The following is a 19251-nucleotide window of genomic DNA, read 5'->3' on the forward strand; positions in this document are numbered from 1 at the left end:
ACCAAACTTGTATGAACTTATTAAAATTACCAAGGGTAGCATCACCAGTGCTTTTTCTTGCCGCCACGCTGTGCTCGGGTTGTGAAAAGCAAGACTATCCAAAAACCGAACTTTTTACCTGGAAGGCAAAGGTAGATGTCACCTCCAAAGGGAACCTAAGTGTTAGCATAGAAAATAGAGATGGGATAGAGAGTTCGGAAAGCTCTAAAAAAGTAGTGGATGATGATATAAACACCAAGTTCTTAATTTTTTCCTATGCTCCTGATTTCTATATGCAGCTGGAATTTCCCCAAGGCCAACAAGTGGCTTCTTACTCATTGACCTCTGGAGGAGATGCTCCGCTAAGGGATCCAAAGAATTGGAAACTGACAGCATCCAATGATGGTACTACTTGGACAACTTTGGATACCAGGGAAAATGAAGTCTTTGCTGGTCGTGAGCAAACCAGATTCTTTAATTTCAAGAACATCACTTCCTACAAATATTACCGCCTTAGCATTTCATCAATAGGTTCTGGCTCATTGTTCCAATTGAGCGAATGGAGATTGATAGAGGTTCCCGAAGATCAACAGTAACAGATCAAAAAACCAACAAACCAAAAGATAAAATTATGAGAAAAAAATTACGAATGTTAATTGGAAGAGCGCTGTTGTCAAGGGACTATGTCCCTGGGATAATGGTCATTTCTATGACTATGGGAGCTTGCATAAATGCTTCAGCATCAGTGTCTGCGCTTAATGTAACTATAAGTGTCTCCGCCACAGAACCAAATGCTGATATGTTGGTTCGCGGTATTATAAAGGATGAAAAGGGATTACCCTTACCAGGTGCGGGGATTAGAGTTAAAGGTTCTACAATTACTGCTGCTGCGGATGTAAATGGGGCTTTTAGCATCACCGTACCCAATGAGCATGCAGTTCTGATTGTCAGCTATGTCAGCTATGAAACCCAGGAAATTCCGGTAGGAAAACAAACCACATTAACGATACAAATGAAACCAAAAGGAGGAGAAGATTTAAAAGAGATCGCTATCGTAGGTTTTGGGACACAGAAGAAGGAAAGCCTGGTAGGTGCACAGTCTTCGGTAAGTGTGGAAGATTTAAAGCAACCCGTATCCAGTTTAAGTCAGATGCTGGCTGGGCGTATTCCCGGGGTGATTAACGTGACCCGAAATGGGGAGCCTGGAGCAACAGGATCTGACATTTTTATCCGGGGTATTACTTCTCAATCGGCCGGCGACAGAAGTCCTTTAATCATTATTGATGGTGTTCCGGGTAGAAACCTGAACGACATTAGTGTATATGACGTGGAAAATTTCACTGTGCTTAAAGATGCTGCTGCCACCGCAGTATATGGTATTCGTGGTGCAAACGGAGTGATACTCATCAACACAAAGCAAGGTAAAACCGGTGTACCAAAGATCTCTGTAGATTTTTACCAGGGAATTAGCAGGTTTACCCGTAAGCCACAATTAATCGATGGTATAGATTATATGAACCTGGCAAATGAGGCGAAATATACTGAATACCTAAGAGGTGGTGCCGCAGGAGCTTTTAATCCTGCTTTCAGTCTGGATGCCATTCAAAAAACAGCTGATAAGACAGATCCGATCTTGTATCCAAATGTAGATTGGTTCGATGCAATTTATAATGATTTTGGACAAAACCGGACAGCTACTGCTAATTTATCTGGGGGCGTCAGTAATGCGAGATATTATGTTTCCCTGGGGTATTATGGGGAAGGTGGATTGTTTAAAACCAATGAAGCGGATAATAAAAAGATCAAACAAAGCTACGACCGTTTCAATGTAAGTTCTAATTTAAACTGGGACATTACCGGGACAACAAAGTTGGATCTGGGAATAAAGGGTGTTTTATCGCAGACTGATTTTCCTAGCAATTTTAATGCACAGGATATTTTTAGCCAGGCTTTTCTAATCAATCCAACCTCATTTCCCATCTTGTATCCAAATGGTAGTCTGCCTGGAATTAGTCCACAAGCAGATCAACGTAATCCTTATGGGGATATTACCAGAAATGGATATCGGATTGGATATGATACACAACTATACTCCAACCTGCGTTTAACTCAGGATTTAAAAGAGATTACCCCTGGTTTGTCTATCACAGGGATGTTCTCCTTCGATGTTAAAAATGAGAACAGAATCAACAGAATAAGAAGAGAATCCTTGTACAGGATTAATCCTAATGATCCCTATATGACCGCCAACGACCCATCTTCAGGCTATAAGTATGGATTAGTATTACAAGGACAAGACTTTTTGAACTATGCCAATGGTAATGGTGGAGACAAGAAAGTCTATGCTGAGGTGGGAATTAATTACAACCGTACTTTCGGTAAGCATGCGGTTTCAGGTTTGGTACTTTATAATCAGAATGACAACACCAACCCATTTGCCGGGAATTTAACACTTTCCCTACCTTATAGGTTACAAGGAGTGGCTACCCGTGCTACCTATGCCTTTGACAATCGGTATTTTGCTGAATTTAATCTGGGTTATAATGGATCAGAAAATTTTGCACCAAGCAAACGTTACGGTGCATTTCCAGCGTTTGGAGTAGGTTGGTTATTATCCAATGAACGCTTCTTCGAAAAGTTAAAAAACACTTTTCAAATGGTTAAGTTTCGGTACTCCGATGGTATCGTAGGATCTGGAGGAAGTACTGCAAATTATGTATCGAATGAAGCAGATCGATTCTTCTACCTGACCAAAATCAGCAATACAGACATTCCAGGCTATACTTTCGGACAAACGGGACAGAATAGCGTTTCAGGTTTAGGAATTACAGCCTATGGAGTGGATGTAACCTGGGCAGAAACACGAAAACAAGATCTCGGCTTTGAATTAAAAACCTTACAAAACGACCTTTCGATTATCGTTGACGTATTTAAAGAACATCGGAAAGGTACGTTCATTAGTCGGGGGGTAGTACCAAATTATATTGGTCTGGCCAATACTCCTTTGGGGAACCTTGGAGAGGTAAAGAATAAGGGTATAGATGGTACAATCGAGTACAATGCCCAATTTAACAAGGATTTATCCATCAACTTCAGGGCGAATTATACTTATAACAAAGACAAAGTTATTGAAAATGATCAGGCACCTAAAGCTTATCCATGGATGGAGCAACGGGGATACAACATCTTAGCCGCGACCCGTTTTGGATTTATTGCAGAGAAATTGTTCGACAATCAGGCCGAAATTGATGCCAGCCCTAAACAATTTGGTACCCTTATGCCCGGTGATATTAAATACAGGGATATGAATGGGGATGGTGAAATAAACGATTTCGACAAGACTATAATCGGTAGGGGAGATATGCCAACTACCACCTATGGTTTTGGTTTTTCTTTAACCTATAAAAATTTTGATTTTGGTGCCTTCTTCCAGGGACAGGATAATGCCGATATTTTAATGAACATCCTTTCGTTTGCCTATTCTGGCGGACAAGGCAATATGCTGGCTGTGGCTACTGACCGTTGGACGGTAGATAATCCACGTCAGAATGCCGTTTACCCTAGATTATCTTATAACACCAATAATAATAATTACCAGTCAAGTACCTGGTGGAAACGTGACATCAGCTTTTTAAGATTAAAGAATATTGATCTAGGGTACAACCTTAAAGAGGGGATTAAGTCGATAGGCATTAAACGTTTAAGAATATACGTAACAGGTTATAACGTCTATACTTTCAGCAAGTTTAAACTTTGGGATCCAGAACTCTTAACCAATAATGGTACCCGTTATCCGCTTACCGCTAATTATTCCCTGGGTTTCACCGCTAATTTTTAAACATCATGAAAAGAATATTTATATATACAACAGCCTTTCTGTTAATTGCTGGAAATTATAGTTGTAAAAAATTTTTAGACCAGGTACCTGACGACCGATTGACTTTTGGACAGGCTTTTGAAAAGAAAGCAACTGTTGAGCAGGCACTGGCAAATGTGTATTCTACCTTACCTAGTCAGAATTCAGATCGTTTTCCAAGTCAGACTGGTAACATTGGTCCATGGACAGCAGCTTCTGATGAAGCAGATTATACCCTTGCCAATTTCTCAGAAAATGTAAATACAGGTGCCTGGGATGCCACAAGAGGAGAAGTGAATTACCATTGGCAGAACTTTTATAAGGGGATACAGGCAGCCAGTACTTTTATGGCTAATGTAAACAGATGTACCGATTGTAACCTTGGAGGGATCGATTTTGTTGGGCGTTACTTCAACGAAGCAAGAGCATTAAGAGCTATTTACTACTATTATTTAGTACGTCAGTATGGCCCGGTCATCTTGTTGGGTAATGATCCTATTCCCTCAGATGCCCCGTTAGCAGAAATCAGCAAACCGCGCAATTCATTTGATGAATGTATCGATTATATTGTATCTGAACTGGATGCAGCAACCGCTGGTCTTCCCCCAATTCCTCAGGCAACTGAAGACTATGGACACATTACCGGTTCAGTTGCTCAGGCCTATAAAATAAAAGCACTGCTTACTGCAGCAAGGCCTTTATTTAACGGGAATGCCGATTATGCCAATCTTAAAAATAAAGATGGTAAACAACTGATCAGTCAAACCAATAGCCCGGCTAAATGGACCAAAGTCGCAACAGCTGCAAAGGAGTTTTTAAACAATGCAAATTACTCAGGATATAGTTTATATACAGTGAGCACTACGCCTACCGGACTTCCAAATACTCCTTTTAACAGGGCCTTTCTTGCTTGCAGGGATGTCATGCTGAATGGCTGGAATTCTGAAATGATATTTGGACGGGCAGGCGATGTGACGAATTATCAATATTCCCTTGCTCCGAATCATAATGGTGCCTCGGGTGGAGATAAGGGTGGTTCTTTTTTGTCTGTCTCGCAGCAAATGGTGGATGCTTTTTTCACTGTAAATGGATTGTCTCCTAACAACGACCCAGCTTATTCCTCCAATGGTTTTTCTAGCTATCAGGCCCCGGATCCGAATGATCAGAATGCGGTAAGGTCGATTAATAACATGTACGTAAACCGGGAACCACGATTCTATGCCAATATTACGTATACGGGACGTAAATGGATTAACCCACAGTCAAATATCATTACCGATTTTACCAATACCGGAAATGCCGGGAAAGCCGGTATTGCGAATTCCGATTATACCAAAACAGGGTATACTTCAAGGAAACACCTGACAGTAGCAGGTTGGACTACCAGTAGAACACTATTTTCAATGATCCGTTTGGCAGAAATATACCTGGATTATGTAGAGGCATTGCAGGAATCAGATCCAACCAATCCAGACCTGTTATTCTACTTAAATAAAATACGCGAACGTGCTGGTATACCTCAGTATGGTGGTTCAGGATTGCCTTTGCCATCGGATATGAGAGATGCTATCCGTAAGGAAAGAAGAGTAGAACTCGCTTTTGAATTGGACCGATATTTCTATACTAGAGAATGGAAAATAGCCGAAAGTACAGATAACATTATTCGTGGATTAGACATCACCAAAGATGGTCCGGCATTCTATACGGTCATCACCACAGAAAACAGAGTATTCCAGAAACGACACTACCTATGGCCTATTCCAAATGGTGAAATACAAAAAGTACCCCTAATTGTACAAAACACAGGTTGGTAAATAAAGGCAGAATCACATCAGACGGAGGTAATCCCTCTGATGTGATTTATAGTTTGTTAAATCATATTTTATGAAGAAAAATATCCAAGTATATATAGTCCTATTTTTAGCCGGTTTGAGTGTCGGATGTAATTCCAAAAAGGAAATGATCAAACCAATACCGCCCGCTCCTCCAATTGTAGAAGTTAAAGATCCCCCAGGGGCACCAGCTAAAACCTGGAAAGAACATTGGTTTGATCATGTTCAGGTGGTCAATCGGGTGCATTACGACAATAGCGTAGCTGTTTATTATGATGGTGATGTTAAAGGAAGCATAACCTGGCCATATAAATACATGGCTGAGGCATGGGATTATACCAAAAAAACATATGGAAATTTTGGTGACGATGGTCGTTTATTTGTGATTTATCATGCGGGAAAATATGGGGGAGGGCATCCCTCAACCTATATGGATGCCAGTCATGATTATCGAAATGTTACAGACTGTGGTTCAGGGGATTTTAATGCATGGATGTCGGGTGAGGGGAATGATATTGATATCTCCACACATGAGATCGGACATATAGTAGAAGGCGCAGCAAAAGGGATTAAGGGCTCACCAGCATGGGACATATGGCATGATAGTAAATGGATGGAAATATACCAGTACGATGTATACCTCGGCTTGAATAGAACTAATGATGCCAAACGCTGGTATGACCTGATGGCGAATAAGTCTGATGCCTATCCAAGAGCCGGAACAAAATGGTTTAAAGACTGGTTTTTCCCTATCTATGATCAATTTGGTAAAACCCGTGTTTTGAATGATTTTTTTACAAAGCTTTCGGAGCATTTTCCTAAGCACCAGATCATTGTTAACGGGAAGCAATATATGGAGTACGACCGTCGAATGAATTTTGGTGAATTTATTCATTTCTGGAGTGGAGCTTCGGGGGCCGATCTTGAAAACCAGGCCTTGAAGGCATTTGGAGATAAAGATGAAAAAGGAAATGATTGGAAGCCACAGCTGGTAAAAGCGAAAGTTGATTTTCCTGGCATCACCTATTAATACATACCAATTAAACTATTTTATATGCTGAAATTTTCATGCTTTTTTACCCCACTTTTCTGCGTGCTTGTTGCGCATTCTTCCTGTAATAAGGGAACGATATCACAAAATAATTCTATAACATCAACAATAACTAAAGAGCAAGATGTTACTTCGTCAGGGGCACTTACCGTCAGTACCGAAAACACCTCAGGGGCTCAGGCGAAGGAAGGTTCTTCAAAATTAACAGACAATAATACAAGCACCAAGTTTCTGACTTATTCATTTGATCCAGCCAGTTTCATGCAAATCTCCTTCCCAAAGGAACAAGTGGTTGCCGCATACACCCTGACTTCTGGGGATGATGCGCAGGGAAGAGATCCCCGGGATTGGAAAATAACGGCTTCAAATGATGGTACAACCTGGATTCAATTGGATGCACGACAATATGAATCCTTTGGATTTAGAACGCAAACCAAGCGATTTAGCTTTAAAAATATTAAAGCTTATAAGTATTACCGTTTGAATGTTAGTGGAATAAACGACAACAGAGTAGGGCCAAACGTATTGTTTCAGCTTGCGGAATGGCGCTTAATCGAGGTGCCGGAAAAGGATCAAACAATTACTCCGGCATCTGCGACTGTAGAAACCATCACACAGGGGAAATATACACTGACCTATGTTGACCGATCCACAGATGTATTACCATCGGTTAAAGTAGGGTTGATTGATGTTTTCAAAAAGAACTATAGTAAAACTGTAGCGACCTATCATCCAAATGCGCTAACAAATATTGTGTTTATCATGAATCCGGAGTACAAGGGCGTAGCAGCAACCTACGGTGCTGGGGTAGTGCGCTATGATCCTGTTTATTTTAAAACTAATCCATTGGATTTGGATGTGGCCACTCATGAAATGATGCATATCGTACAGGAATATTCCGGAGGTGTTCCGGGCTGGGTTACAGAAGGCTTAGCTGATTATGAACGCTACCGGATCGGGATCAGTAATGCGACAGCTAATTGGACTCTGCCGAATTATCAAAGCGGACAAAACTATACAGATGCTTATAGAATAACTGCGCGTTTTTTTGTCTGGTTGGAACAGCGCAATCCAGGAATCATGGTTAAATTGAATAACGCCGCTCGTATGGGTACTTATAATAATGGAGCTTTCTGGTTATCAGAAACGACTAAAGATGTAGCGCAACTTTGGAACGACTATAAACTAAACCCTGGGATATAATTCTGGGAATACCTTGAAGAATTTATTTTAAGGGCTATAATTCGTTGTGTTCAACCGAACATAGCCCTTAAATAATTTGATGAGGATTGCCTGCCTGAAATTTTTAGGGGATAAAAAAAGATACTAGAGATTTATTTTAAAGGGCTGGCAGCATTAGAATGGCTAATGAATAAAAAGGCATCAAATAGATTACTGATATTGGTTTTGTCATTGGTACTGGCATCACTCTTTGGCATGTAGCCAATAAAGCGTGTCGGTTTTACTTCGTTTTTGCTGTTGTATTGGGCAGGAAAAAAGTAGAAAGCGGGTTTAGCCAGCCCTATAAATTGTGTTTCCCAGGATTCGGGTACCGTTTTGTCCAGAGGATAGACATTCATAGGATTGGTGTAAGTATCCCGCGATTGTTCGGTGGCTGCAAAAGTTCCTGTAGCAGTGCTGGTAGCCATTACAAAATACTGACCAGGGAAACTTTTCATAATTTCACCACCCATACCACCAACTGTATTATCGTAAATCCCAGTTTTTGCTACATGCGCATTGTGTGCCCAAATGACCATTTTTTCATTTGAATCCTTTAATATTTCAACCACATTATTGGCCATGTTTACATCCCGACTGAGTTCTTCTGTTTTTGCAACCTGATGATAAAATGGTGCAAAGGCCTGTTTGATGTTTAAAAGAATCAAATGGCTTGCGGATTTCTGCGCTGCAGACAGATGAGCAGTATTGATTTTTTGATCAAGACTATCTGCGATTAAATAGCCTTTGTAACTGCTTTTTCCCATTGCAGCATAGTCAACTTTGCTGCCTTTTACATTCATAGCTTCCCAGACTTCATCCTGCAGTGCCGCTGGTACTTTAAGGCGTGTTACCTCTTTCAAAAGTAAGGGCTGGTTGGCGAGTGTTTTTTCTAAGGCCTCTATGTCTGCATTGATAAAAACATAGTCAATGCCATCAATAATTACCTGCTTTTTGTGCGTTTTATTATAGCTTCTTACCCAGGCCAGCAATTCTTTAGTTTCTTCATTTTGCCAGATGCTGAGCAGTCTTTTTCTCATGATGGTATTTAAATCTGTTTTACCATTTAGTTCTTCGTTCAATAAGAGACCATCACTCAGATCGTTTTCTAAGGCAATATGTGTAAATCCCTTTTTCTCCACAAGTTCACGGGTAATCCAATAACGTAGTTTATAGAACTCAGCGGTACCATGGGTACCTTCACCCAGAGCTACTATTTTTTTCTGACCCATCTGCTCAATAAGATCTTTAGTATCATTTATAAATTTCTTTTGGTGAGTTGTGCTGACTTCATATAGGTTCTGGCTATGGCTTTGAACATTCGGTTTTTGTGCCAGACTGTTTAGGGATAAACTAAGTGTTGCAATAAGGAGTTGAATTGAAGTTTTCATATTTTCGATTTTGGTTGAAGCAAATCAACACAGAAAAAATAGCCCTTATGCGCATTATTCGACCGAACAGATCAGCATACCCATCAAATCGGATCGTTTTTTTTTATCGTGCAAAAAGTAGCCTTTGTCGAAAACAAGCCTTTAACAATCAATAAATATGACGACTTTAGTCATGTCATGAAGAAACCCACATTTAGTTTTCCGCTCTTTTTTGAATTGATCATATGGTTACTATATGTGGTTTGCTATAAATATTCTTTTTATTTAGAGGTTGCCCGGCTGCCTCGTGTCATGAATAATGATTTCCCATATCCGGAGATTTGTTTATATAGTATTTGTTCAGCCTTGATTTTCATTCCCTATTACCGATGGATGATTCCTTTCTTCTTGCAAAGGAAAAAGTATTTGTGGTTGTTGTTAATTACGGTTGTATACTTTTTATTGGTTGTCCCTTATTACAACTTTGCAGTCTCCTGGATTTTCAATCTAAGTACAAAAGGTACGGTGGTTAATTCACTTTTTAAGCAGGCTTATTATTTTCGAGACCTAAACATGCTACTGATCGACCTTATCGCCTTCTTTTGCATCGGCCTGTCCAGGTTTTCCTACCAAAGTGAAACCAAACGCCACCAATCTGAAACGGATCACCTACAGCTGCAATTGAACATGTTAAAAACCCAATTACAACCTCATTTCTTGTTCAATACCTTAAACAGTTTGTACGGATTGAGCCTGGTAGGTGCTAAAGAAACACCTCGTTTTATTTTGTTACTTTCTCAAATGATGCAGTATATTTTATACGATTGTGATAAAGAGGAAGTCAGCCTCCAGGAAGAAATTGATTTTTTGAAAGGATACTTTGAACTGGAACAGCAAAAATTTCCCAAAGCAAGTGTCATTTTTGAGGCCCCTGATGTGGATGAATCCATTAAAATCCCCCCTTTGTTGTTTTTACCACTGGTAGAGAACAGCTTTAAACATGGAAAACATAAATTGGAAGACCATGCTTCAGTAATGGCCCGTTTATATGTCACCTCAGAGGAAATGATCTTTTCCATTCAAAATGATAAGTTGCATACCACAGCCGATCCCGGTGTCAGGAAAGTAGGTGGTATCGGACTGGTAAACATCAGGAAGAGACTGAACCTTTACTATCCAAATCAACACCAGCTGATTATAAAAGAAGAAAATGATCAATATATAGCCACCGTAATTCTGAACCGAAAATGAAATGCATTATTATAGACGATGAGCCAATGGCTCATCAGGTACTGGAGCACTACATTAGCGAAACTCCCGGACTACAGCATTTGGCTTCTTTTAGAAATGCGGTAGATGCATTTGAGTATTTAGGGAAGCAAAAGGTAGACTTACTGTTTTTAGATATTGAAATGCCTTTAGTGAATGGATTACACTTCCTGATGGCGCTAACGACCAAACCGAAGACGATCTTTACGACAGCCTATAAGCAGTATGCCTTCGAAAGTTATGAACTCGACGCGGTTGATTATTTATTAAAACCATTTTCTTATGAACGCTTTATGAAAGCAGTAAATAAGGCCGGTTTGTCAACAGTAATGAATGGTGATGCTCCAGTCAATCACTTATTGATTAAGGATGGACAAGGGCTCTTAAGTCTTAAACAGCAGGATATCATTTACATAGAGGGTAACAAAGATTACGTGAAGTTATTTACAAATGATAAATCTTATTTGGTATACCAGACGTTGAAGGGAATACTTGAACAGCTCCGTCCTGGGCTTTTTTTGCAAGCACATCGCTCGTATATCGTGAACAAGAACCATGTGCAACGTATTGTAGATGCCAATCTGATACTGAGTAATCAATCTTTTGTTCCGATCGGACCTTTGTATAAAAAGGATTTATTAGAGATGTTAAATGGTTGAAGCCTTAAAGAAATCCCCCTTGTAAACGATAAATTTGCAAGGTCATGAAGGTAGATCATATATTTAAGAATAGTGTAGTTTTCCTCACCGGAGCGGATGGAGGAATAGGCAAGGAATTTATTGCCGAGCTTTTATAATACGAGGTTAAGAGAATTTATGCTGCGGGTATAAATATTAAGGGCTGGAAGAATTAAGTTTGAGCAATGCCGGGATAATTATTCCGATTAAACTCGATGTAACCAATACTTTGGAAGTCAGTCAATGTGCCAATGCATGCAGGGATACGACCATCCTGATCAACAATGCAGGTGTAGAATTAAAAGCAAGTTTCCTGGAAAATAAATCAGCTGCGAAAGCACAATTTGAAATGAACGTGAATTACATAGATCCAGTCGACTTGTATCAGATATATTTCCTGATGTGATGTCTCAGCAGTTTATGAACAGCAATAAGTTAAAAATTGAAGTGATGCAGACAGACCATTAAAAATCTATATTTTAGTGATATGAAAATCATGCTCTACATTCTGATCGTTAGTATAGCGGTTAGCCTGATTAACTTCTGGTTTCAGGTGTATGTTGCCGGTAAGTATTATGCCAGTGCCGGCTTATTTTTCACGGCCATTGTTGGATTATGTCCAATTGTGATCCTCTATATTGCTTACTTACTAATCAAACGAATAAAAAACTACTAAAAGGATGAAACACTTATTTACTACATTAGGCATCGGTCTGACGGTCTTAACACTCTCTTCATGCGACCGAGCACAATCCAATGTACAAACTCTTTACACTAGCAATTGTGGGGTAACCTGGGAGTTGATCAAAGCAGGCGAAACTGTGCCTAAAGGCGTAGGTATGTGTTCTTATAAAATTACAGTACCAGACTATCCAATGCAGGGGGAAAGCGTTTTTAAAAGTGCCTTCAAAAATCGTGTAATGGCAAAAATTGAAGTTACCTACGATTATTCAATTACTGATGCCAAGTTATACATTGGTGAAGCGAAGTATTTGGGTAAAATGAATAGCGACAGCGATAGCGAAGTGAACAGTTCAAAAGCTTATGAAACTGCTGAAAATTCAGTAATTGATAAAAGAATCAAAGAAATTGCCAGAGATTTATTGTTATCTGAGGATATTGTTGATTTTAATCAAAATGAGTTCGAGGCGGAATTGCTTAAAAATGTAAATCATCTTTTAAAAACGAAGGGCGTAACTTTAAACTTTCTGTCGTTTGTTCCAATTCCTGAAGAGCAGACCAGACAAGCGATTGATGTGGTTACTGCTATGAAAATCTATGAATCGAAGGGGCTAACGGAAATTGGAAAAGCAGTTTCAGCTGCCAGAGCCGGAGCAACTAAGGTGGAAGTGACGGTTAAACAGGACGAGCCAGTAACTGAAGAAAAGTAATTGCATAAAAACAGCCTTGATGAGTGTATCAAGGCTGTTTTTTCTTTAATTGAATCCCCCAGGTTTCTGAGCTTGTATGCACAGGTTGCAATAACTTAGGTAAATCATACGCTTTTGTATTCGCCGTAAATGGCCTCTTGTTCTGGTATATAAGAAAAAAAGCTGACTTTAACTCTATAGATGGACCCGTAAAGCCTGGTAATAATTTTCAAAAGACTCAGGGTCAGTATGTAGAAAAAGATAAGGCTCAATCAGTTCCAGCTCCATGAGGTTTAGCATACCATCCACAATCAGGCCATCTACTCTTGCGTAAAGACAGCCTTCAGCAAATTGATCCACATAGGATTTAGCTGCTAAAATGTACTGATCAGTGGTTTGGGGAACATTTATACTCCCCCCATAATAGTGCTGAACTCTGAATTCCCCATCTTTAGGCACTTTTAGCAAACAATGGCTATAAACTCCATTGAAGAATAGAAAGGACCACTCACCCTTAAAAATCTCTTTCATAAAAGGCTGGGCAATAAAGGAATTGTCTTTTAATAAGTTATTGATCTGTTGCTGATGTGTTGCAAAGTTGTCTGGAGTAAGGACATAGGTGTCTCTGGCACCCGCACTCACACAAGGCTTGATGATCAATTGATCTGTATTAAATGATTTCTGTAAGGAGTTAAATTCAAATGTACTTCCTTTTTCAAGATAGATAGAGTTGATCACCGCTAAACCCGCATCTGCAATTTCCTGTAGATAATGCTTGTCCATATTCCATCGTACCTTGTCGAAAGGATTCAGCAAACTGATGCTTAAGGATTCGAGATGGCTTAGCCATTGCCGAAATTCAGTCAGGTGTTCCGTATAATCCCATGGTGATTTAAGTAGCGCCAGGTCAAACTTCCCCCAATCTACGGATGGGTCATTCCATACTACACGCTCCACCGAAAGCCCTTTGTCTAATAAGAAATTCAACAAGGTCAGTTCTTCATCTTCAGTAGTCGAGGTGTAAATCTCTCGGATGTAATAAGAAACGTAAGCTATTTTAGTCATGGAATTTTTTGTCGCTAAACTAACAAATTAATAGATATTATAATATTCCGGTTTCGGCTTACCTGTTATAGCTTTCTATAGCGCTTTCAATATGTTTAGGTCCCGAAGTCTGGAAAACAAAACCACCTAGTGCAAAACCAGCACTAAGTCCTAGTAATATGAAAGCAGGGGCAAAATTCACCTCTTTGATGCTGGATTGACCGAAGCCCGGTCCGCTTGTCGAATTCATCTGACTCTTGCCCTGAACTAAAAAATAGGCCAAACCTGCAATTGCTGATGCGCCAGCTGAAACATACATTACCTTACTGAGATTTGCATTTTTTCTATAGTTATTCAAAAATTCCATACTTTCGGGATGATCGCTCAGATCGTCTTTCAGATTTTTATAATTTACCTTTTTAAGATCACCAAAACCTTTGTTGTAATAGATCGACAAGTTAATGGGAGTTGCTCTGTTATTGTGATGGCTGTGGCGCCAGTTGTAGGCATATGGATCATAAGGTCTTTCCTGGAAAAGATTGATTTTTCCTTCTATGATGCGTTCTGAAAATTCAGTTGTCCGAGTAAAGGTCAGTTTTCTGGTATTGGCAAAAAAGCCCTCCTCATTGTTGAAAAACTTTACCTGATCTACAGGTATGCGGCGGGAATCTGCCCTAATCTGCCAGTAACCCGAATAATCAGACCTCAGTTGGATTTTTCTTGCATATATGACAGAGTCTGAATAGAGATACAAGTAGTTTTTAGCATCCTGAACCTGAGCTTGTGCCTGGGAAATTAGCGCATAGCATGCCATAGCGCTTAAGATTAATTTTTTCATAACGGTTTACATTTGTGTGTGTTGAAATTAATACAAATTCTAACCCAGAAAATGAATTGTAAAGAATAAAATACAGACTATTTTTTTTATGTTGCTACCTGTTGTTTTTTAGCCATTCTTTTTCAACCTCATTTAAGGTTTTTAGATCGGGAATGTATTTGGGATTTGCCTGGTACCAATCGAGACGTTCGTAATATTTTTTAAGATCGCTACTTTGAAAAACATACCCTCTTCTGGCAAAAGGAAGATTCTTGAGGATTTTCTTTTCCCAGTCATTTTTAGGTTTAGGGATATGGTCTTGCTGGTAGTAAGAGAAGGGAAGGTAGTCCAGTTGTTCAAAACCCAAATAGTTTTGAGCATATAAAAATAACTCAGCTTTGGGCTTAAAGTTCTTTTTATGAAATACAAGTGTTCCACTTTGGATATGGAATTTTAAAGCATCATTTTCCTGCAAAGAGTTCTTAAGCCCTTTAACATCCTCGGTTTTTCCAATACCCCTGATCAGCCATTCTGTATCCTTTTTAAAGAAGGATTTCAGGATACTAAAAGTTTCAAATTCTCCTACATCAACGATGAGCGTAAAGTCATCTATTTGCTGATTGCCCCATCGGTTTGCTGCGGTCAGGACATACTCAAAGTTATAATTGTAATCAATAGAACCGGAAAGGTCGTAGGTATAGGTATGTTTTATGATGTTTAAACCGGGTTTGAATACGGCTTTAAAGTGGTAAATGTAAAAGAAATCAACTTCATTTACATTATCGATACCCTTTTTGATATCGCTTAGTTGCGCTCCTTTAATGATGCCGTTTTTAGTATAAACGCTATCTTTAACATACGCAATATTGTATTTTAAAGGCTTTTCGTTTAACAGTACAGTAAAATCCCGCATATAAGGATGTTGACCGTTTTTCGTTGTACCATCAACATCTCCGCTAGGAGAAAAAGCCTCAAATCCTACCGTTAAACTCTTCTCTTTTCCTGGGTTAAAGAACTCGTAATGCACAGTGACTTCTACCTGCTTATTCGCTACTTTTTTTAGGCTGAGAACCTCTTTTTGAACCTTAATATTCGTTTCTGTAATGGGAATAAGCTGATTTCCTTTGGCAAAAAATGCACCATCATTCGCAGAAACGATGTGCTGAAAACTCGTAATCAGTAGGAATGTAAGTAGAAGTCTCATCTTTATTTGTGCTGGCAGGGCGGAGTCCTTTGAAGATTTATGTCATAAAAAAGAATAAGTAATTGTATCACGATGTCTTGATACAATTACTTATTGGCATCTTTTACAAGTCGTATTCTTTTTCTACAACTTTCATAATTAAGTCTTTAACGGTTATTCCTTGTTGCGCCCCAAGAATCTTTAAGGCTTTCAAAGCACTCTTTTTAAGTCTCAATGGATAAGTAACAATATCATCATCCGAAGGAAGACCTTGCTTTTCGCTTTTTGTGACAGTGCTTTCTTTTGTAGGAGCATTGAACAATGCAGATACACCGCCTAAATTTCTATTGTTATCCTCTATACCATCCAATGTTTTTTTTGCCATAATCTTATAATTTAACTAAAATTTCTTCGGTAAGATTCTCGTAATCTACCGCACCATTAGATAAGGGAGCATATTCGAATACGTCCACACCTTTTAATTGTGCCTCAATTAAGGCAACGTTTACCCTGATGGAGGTCTCAAATAATTTGTCGCTGAAATATTTCTTAATACTATCTGTAATTTGTTCAGTAATTACCCTTCTAGGGTTGATTTTTGTAATAAATACGCCACCAATAGTTAGGTTTTCATTGTAATGTGTCCTGACATCAGATATAATAGAAACCAGACGGTCAATTCCCCGGTAGGCAAAATATTCTGCTTCCAATGGAATCAAGACGGTATCTGCTGCAACCAATGCGTTTACAGTAAGCATCCCTAAAGCTGGTGCACAATCAATCAGCACGTAGTCATATTTTCCTTCCACCGCTTTCAAAAGCCTTTTCACAATGGTCTCTCTACCCAATCTGGAAACCAATTCAATCTCTGCGCCTAATAGGTCTAACGAAGAAGGTACAATGTCTAGATTTTCTGAGATTTTTTCAATAGGAAGCGGAGTGTCATTTTTGATACTGTCATAAATCGATATCTTAACATCTCTGAATCCAAGACCTTCTGTTAAGTTCGATTGTGGGTCAATATCAATTAATAATGTTTTTTTGTCCGCACGTGCTAAACCGGCGCCAATATTTAAGGTAGAAGTTGTTTTTCCTGTACCACCTTTATGATTTATAACAGCTATAATCTTCATGTAAAATATATCCTTTATACGATACGCAATGATACTAAGATATACTGATGTGGAGATATCTTTAAAAGATTTTTTTAGCCCTTTAATGCTGATTTTTATGTTGCTTGTTGATTTTGAGCCAGATAATATTTTTAATTCAAGGAGTTTGAATAGGAGGTAAATGTATCTTGATATCTAAAAATACTTAATACGACCTGTTTTTCATGTCGATTACCCTATTTTTTATTAGGTTAAATAGATACAGAAAGAAAAATTAGTGTATTATAGAGGCTTGCAGGTTAGTGGCTTATTGAGTTTTTAGCTTTTGCAGGATTGTAGCACGTTCCCTTTTCATTTCTTCATTTTCTGGTGCAAACTTCAATCCTTCATTGTATTGATCCAATGCTGGTTTGAAAGCTCCAAGATTTGCCAGAACATATCCATATCCACGATAGGTTTCTGGATTTTTGGGATCTAGTAACCAGGCTTGATTTAAACGGTACATTGCAGTTTTGAGGTCGCCTTTCCTGACATAATCCATACCCCATCTGGAATGTACATAAGAGGCACGCTCTTTAGTGCCAAATTGTTCGGTAACCTCTTTAATAAACCGCTGGTCGATCTCTAAATATTCTTTTGTTTTAACCACACCACTATATTTAGGCAATAACCTTATGTCTGTCTGAGCCTGGGCAATCCATTGTTCATAACGATTTGTTGGGGTACAAGAGATGGCGAACAAGGTGATAGAGGAGATTAGGATGATCCTAAATATAGATTGGAATGATTTCATTGGAATTTATGGTAATACTATGGTTTTAGAATTAATTCTTCAGCTGTTAAACAGAAATACAGATTCTGCAATTGATGAACATATTGTAATTTATAGTCTAACATGGCAATTTCTCCATCCATCGGTTGAAAATCATCGCTCAATACAAACTGATGCCCATTTTTCTTTTCCAGTACATAGGTAATTTCATTTCCTTCTTCATATTCAAACTCGAATTTTTCGAAGCCAAATTTCGTTAGCCACTCTACCGTTAATTTAATTGGCTCCATCAATCCAGCAGAATCAATATCAGATCCATATGGGATTTGTTCCGGCTGACCGTGATCTAATGTGTAATTTCCTATTCTTAATTCGCTTGATTCCATAATCCATTCTTTGGCCGCAAAATTAGGATAATAAAACCTTAATCCATATTTTGATTGATATGGAGATTTTGATGGAGCGTAAACGAAGTGTATAGGAGGCTTTTAAGTATTAATGAAAAATCGGTATTACTTTTAGTTATGACTTATAACTTTATATGTTTTTGTGATCATCAGGATTAACGTCATTTTTGGATACCAAACCAAATATTTTGAGCGAAGAAATTAAACCAAACCAGAGCCAGGATGCCCTTATTTATACTGCAAAATCTGCAGTTTTAGTGGCATTACTGTTTATTTTAGCAAGCCTTATTGGGATGAGCGTCTTTTACTGGAAGGATAATCCTGATTTAGCTCAGGCAAAAACTTCAGCCAATGATGAACTGGAAAAATCCAATGCCATAATAAAAACTAATTCTATTCCCGCCGATGCCTGGAAGGCTCCGGCAGAAAGTACCATTCCTAACGATGAGTATGGTAATATGGTGCGCTATGGACGTGAATTGATAAAAAATACGGCCAAATATTTTGGACCAAATGGTTCGGTCGCCAGAATTAGCAACGGAATGAACTGTCAGAATTGTCATTTGGACGCGGGAACAAAAACTTTTGGCAACAACTATTCCGTTTTTTTTGCCAGTTATCCTAAAAAAAGTGCAAGATCTGGAAAAATGGCAGAAGCCACTGAACGTATCGCCGATTGTTTCCAGCGAAGCCTGAATGGTAAAGTTCCGGATCTCTCAGGAAAAGAAGTACAAGCGATGCTGGCCTATATGAAATGGTTAGGATCTGAACAGGAAAAAGGAAAGAAAGCCTTTGGTTCAGGTACCGAAAAGTTAAAATATATGGACAGGGCTGCAGATCCTAAAAAAGGAGGATTGGTGTATCTGAACAAATGCCAGAGTTGCCATGGGGCTCATGGGGAAGGCATTGAAACCGAAGACAAACTGGCTTATGTATATCCGCCATTGTGGGGAGCGCATAGTTATAATGACGGGGCTGGAATGTACAGAATCAGTAATTTCGCTGGTTTCGTGAAAAATAACATGCCTTTTGGAATAAGTTACCCTGATGCACAATTGTCGGATGAAGAAGCCTGGGATGTTGCTGCATTTGTGAATTCTCAACCCAGACCTCATAAAGAACAAAAAAATGATTACCCGGACCGTACTAAAAAACCAATTGATGCGCCTTATGGCCCTTATCTGGATGGATTACCGGAACTGCAACATAAGTATGGTCCATTCCAGCCCATTATACTCGCATTGAAAGAACTCGAAGGCGGGACTTAACCTTAAACATTTACCTGCTTACT

19 protein-coding genes are annotated in these 19251 nt (G+C 39.0%); 11 read left to right on the top strand and 8 right to left on the bottom strand.

All coding sequences use genetic code 11. The annotated features are described in order from the left end of the window. Positions 1–11 precede the first annotated feature (11 nt). From R2Q94_RS06195 to R2Q94_RS06215, 5 genes are all read left to right on the top strand, one after another. Entirely contained in the window at positions 12–575 is a 564-nt protein-coding gene (locus R2Q94_RS06195; protein ID WP_316820580.1) for a discoidin domain-containing protein, read from the top strand. Positions 576–610: 35 nt separating this feature from the next. Then, entirely contained in the window at positions 611–3817 is a 3207-nt protein-coding gene (locus tag R2Q94_RS06200) for a TonB-dependent receptor (RefSeq protein ID WP_316820581.1), read from the top strand. 5 nt (positions 3818–3822) lie between these two features. Continuing rightward, positions 3823–5649 (top strand): RagB/SusD family nutrient uptake outer membrane protein, encoded by a 1827-nt coding sequence (locus R2Q94_RS06205; protein ID WP_316820582.1) that lies wholly within the window; start codon positions 3823–3825, stop codon positions 5647–5649. Positions 5650–5719: 70 nt separating this feature from the next. Beyond that, positions 5720–6697, top strand: a complete 978-nt coding sequence (locus tag R2Q94_RS06210) for a hypothetical protein (protein ID WP_316820583.1) — start codon at positions 5720–5722, stop codon at positions 6695–6697. Between the two features lie 24 nt (positions 6698–6721). Beyond that, positions 6722–7921, top strand: a complete 1200-nt coding sequence (locus R2Q94_RS06215; RefSeq protein WP_316820584.1) for a basic secretory protein-like protein — start codon at positions 6722–6724, stop codon at positions 7919–7921. A 131-nt stretch (positions 7922–8052) separates the two neighbouring features. On the opposite strand, the gene R2Q94_RS06220 is transcribed toward R2Q94_RS06215, so the two are convergent. Further along, complete coding sequence (locus R2Q94_RS06220; protein ID WP_316820585.1) at positions 8053–9330, bottom strand: erythromycin esterase family protein; 1278 nt, start codon at positions 9328–9330, stop codon at positions 8053–8055. A 108-nt stretch (positions 9331–9438) separates the two neighbouring features. Here R2Q94_RS06220 and R2Q94_RS06225 point away from each other — a divergent pair, with 108 nt between their 5' ends. From R2Q94_RS06225 to R2Q94_RS06245, 5 genes are all read left to right on the top strand, one after another. After that, positions 9439–10560, top strand: a complete 1122-nt coding sequence (locus R2Q94_RS06225; protein ID WP_316820586.1) for a sensor histidine kinase — start codon at positions 9439–9441, stop codon at positions 10558–10560. Next, positions 10557–11237, top strand: coding sequence for a LytTR family DNA-binding domain-containing protein (locus tag R2Q94_RS06230; RefSeq protein WP_316820587.1), 681 nt, complete (start codon positions 10557–10559; stop codon positions 11235–11237). Before R2Q94_RS06225 ends, R2Q94_RS06230 begins: the two co-directional genes overlap by 4 nt. A 196-nt stretch (positions 11238–11433) precedes the next feature. Beyond that, a complete protein-coding gene (locus R2Q94_RS06235) occupies positions 11434–11661 on the top strand; it encodes a hypothetical protein (RefSeq protein ID WP_316820588.1) in 228 nt (75 codons plus the stop codon). A gap of 81 nt (positions 11662–11742) precedes the next feature. Further along, on the top strand, positions 11743–11931 hold the full coding sequence (locus tag R2Q94_RS06240) for a hypothetical protein (RefSeq protein ID WP_316820589.1): 189 nt from the start codon (positions 11743–11745) through the stop codon (positions 11929–11931). Between the two features lie 4 nt (positions 11932–11935). Continuing rightward, the gene (locus R2Q94_RS06245) at positions 11936–12646 is read left to right on the top strand and encodes an SPFH domain-containing protein (protein ID WP_316820590.1); all 711 of its coding nucleotides are present in this window, start codon (positions 11936–11938) and stop codon (positions 12644–12646) included. Between the two features lie 174 nt (positions 12647–12820). Here the strand turns inward: R2Q94_RS06245 and R2Q94_RS06250 are convergent, their stop codons facing one another. The 7 genes from R2Q94_RS06250 to R2Q94_RS06280 all read right to left on the bottom strand — a co-directional run bounded on the left by R2Q94_RS06250 (position 12821) and on the right by R2Q94_RS06280 (position 17939). After that, complete coding sequence (locus R2Q94_RS06250) at positions 12821–13690, bottom strand: hypothetical protein (RefSeq protein ID WP_316820591.1); 870 nt, start codon at positions 13688–13690, stop codon at positions 12821–12823. A 58-nt stretch (positions 13691–13748) separates the two neighbouring features. After that, entirely contained in the window at positions 13749–14507 is a 759-nt protein-coding gene (locus R2Q94_RS06255; RefSeq protein ID WP_316820592.1) for a hypothetical protein, read from the bottom strand. Positions 14508–14601: 94 nt separating this feature from the next. Further along, entirely contained in the window at positions 14602–15690 is a 1089-nt protein-coding gene (locus R2Q94_RS06260) for a YARHG domain-containing protein (RefSeq protein ID WP_316820593.1), read from the bottom strand. Between the two features lie 103 nt (positions 15691–15793). Continuing rightward, a complete protein-coding gene (locus R2Q94_RS06265) occupies positions 15794–16054 on the bottom strand; it encodes a hypothetical protein (protein ID WP_316820594.1) in 261 nt (86 codons plus the stop codon). A gap of 4 nt (positions 16055–16058) precedes the next feature. Continuing rightward, entirely contained in the window at positions 16059–16802 is a 744-nt protein-coding gene (locus R2Q94_RS06270) for a ParA family protein (RefSeq protein ID WP_316820595.1), read from the bottom strand. Between the two features lie 286 nt (positions 16803–17088). Further along, complete coding sequence (locus R2Q94_RS06275) at positions 17089–17574, bottom strand: tetratricopeptide repeat protein (protein ID WP_316820596.1); 486 nt, start codon at positions 17572–17574, stop codon at positions 17089–17091. A 17-nt stretch (positions 17575–17591) separates the two neighbouring features. Further along, on the bottom strand, positions 17592–17939 hold the full coding sequence (locus R2Q94_RS06280; RefSeq protein ID WP_316820597.1) for a hypothetical protein: 348 nt from the start codon (positions 17937–17939) through the stop codon (positions 17592–17594). A 209-nt stretch (positions 17940–18148) separates the two neighbouring features. Here R2Q94_RS06280 and R2Q94_RS06285 point away from each other — a divergent pair, with 209 nt between their 5' ends. Then, positions 18149–19228 (top strand): c-type cytochrome, encoded by a 1080-nt coding sequence (locus R2Q94_RS06285; protein WP_316820598.1) that lies wholly within the window; start codon positions 18149–18151, stop codon positions 19226–19228. The last annotated feature ends 23 nt before the right edge of the window (positions 19229–19251 follow it).

Origin of the sequence: Pedobacter gandavensis, assembly GCF_032678465.1 — a bacterium.
Classification (GTDB): domain Bacteria; phylum Bacteroidota; class Bacteroidia; order Sphingobacteriales; family Sphingobacteriaceae; genus Pedobacter; species Pedobacter gandavensis_B.

What these genes read in the sequence shown, in the direction of transcription:
- R2Q94_RS06230 (WP_316820587.1), top strand. Translation starts at nt 10,557, where the DNA reads ATGAAATGCATTATTATAGACGATGAGCCAATGGCTCATCAGGTACTG.
- R2Q94_RS06255 (WP_316820592.1), bottom strand. Translation starts at nt 14,507, where the DNA reads ATGAAAAAATTAATCTTAAGCGCTATGGCATGCTATGCGCTAATTTCC.
- R2Q94_RS06215 (WP_316820584.1), top strand. Translation starts at nt 6,722, where the DNA reads ATGCTGAAATTTTCATGCTTTTTTACCCCACTTTTCTGCGTGCTTGTT.
- R2Q94_RS06245 (WP_316820590.1), top strand. Translation starts at nt 11,936, where the DNA reads ATGAAACACTTATTTACTACATTAGGCATCGGTCTGACGGTCTTAACA.
- R2Q94_RS06210 (WP_316820583.1), top strand. Translation starts at nt 5,720, where the DNA reads ATGAAGAAAAATATCCAAGTATATATAGTCCTATTTTTAGCCGGTTTG.
- R2Q94_RS06250 (WP_316820591.1), bottom strand. Translation starts at nt 13,690, where the DNA reads ATGACTAAAATAGCTTACGTTTCTTATTACATCCGAGAGATTTACACC.
- R2Q94_RS06205 (WP_316820582.1), top strand. Translation starts at nt 3,823, where the DNA reads ATGAAAAGAATATTTATATATACAACAGCCTTTCTGTTAATTGCTGGA.
- R2Q94_RS06270 (WP_316820595.1), bottom strand. Translation starts at nt 16,802, where the DNA reads ATGAAGATTATAGCTGTTATAAATCATAAAGGTGGTACAGGAAAAACA.
- R2Q94_RS06280 (WP_316820597.1), bottom strand. Translation starts at nt 17,939, where the DNA reads ATGGAATCAAGCGAATTAAGAATAGGAAATTACACATTAGATCACGGT.
- R2Q94_RS06240 (WP_316820589.1), top strand. Translation starts at nt 11,743, where the DNA reads ATGAAAATCATGCTCTACATTCTGATCGTTAGTATAGCGGTTAGCCTG.
- R2Q94_RS06260 (WP_316820593.1), bottom strand. Translation starts at nt 15,690, where the DNA reads ATGAGACTTCTACTTACATTCCTACTGATTACGAGTTTTCAGCACATC.
- R2Q94_RS06195 (WP_316820580.1), top strand. Translation starts at nt 12, where the DNA reads ATGAACTTATTAAAATTACCAAGGGTAGCATCACCAGTGCTTTTTCTT.
- R2Q94_RS06265 (WP_316820594.1), bottom strand. Translation starts at nt 16,054, where the DNA reads ATGGCAAAAAAAACATTGGATGGTATAGAGGATAACAATAGAAATTTA.
- R2Q94_RS06220 (WP_316820585.1), bottom strand. Translation starts at nt 9,330, where the DNA reads ATGAAAACTTCAATTCAACTCCTTATTGCAACACTTAGTTTATCCCTA.
- R2Q94_RS06275 (WP_316820596.1), bottom strand. Translation starts at nt 17,574, where the DNA reads ATGAAATCATTCCAATCTATATTTAGGATCATCCTAATCTCCTCTATC.
- R2Q94_RS06200 (WP_316820581.1), top strand. Translation starts at nt 611, where the DNA reads ATGAGAAAAAAATTACGAATGTTAATTGGAAGAGCGCTGTTGTCAAGG.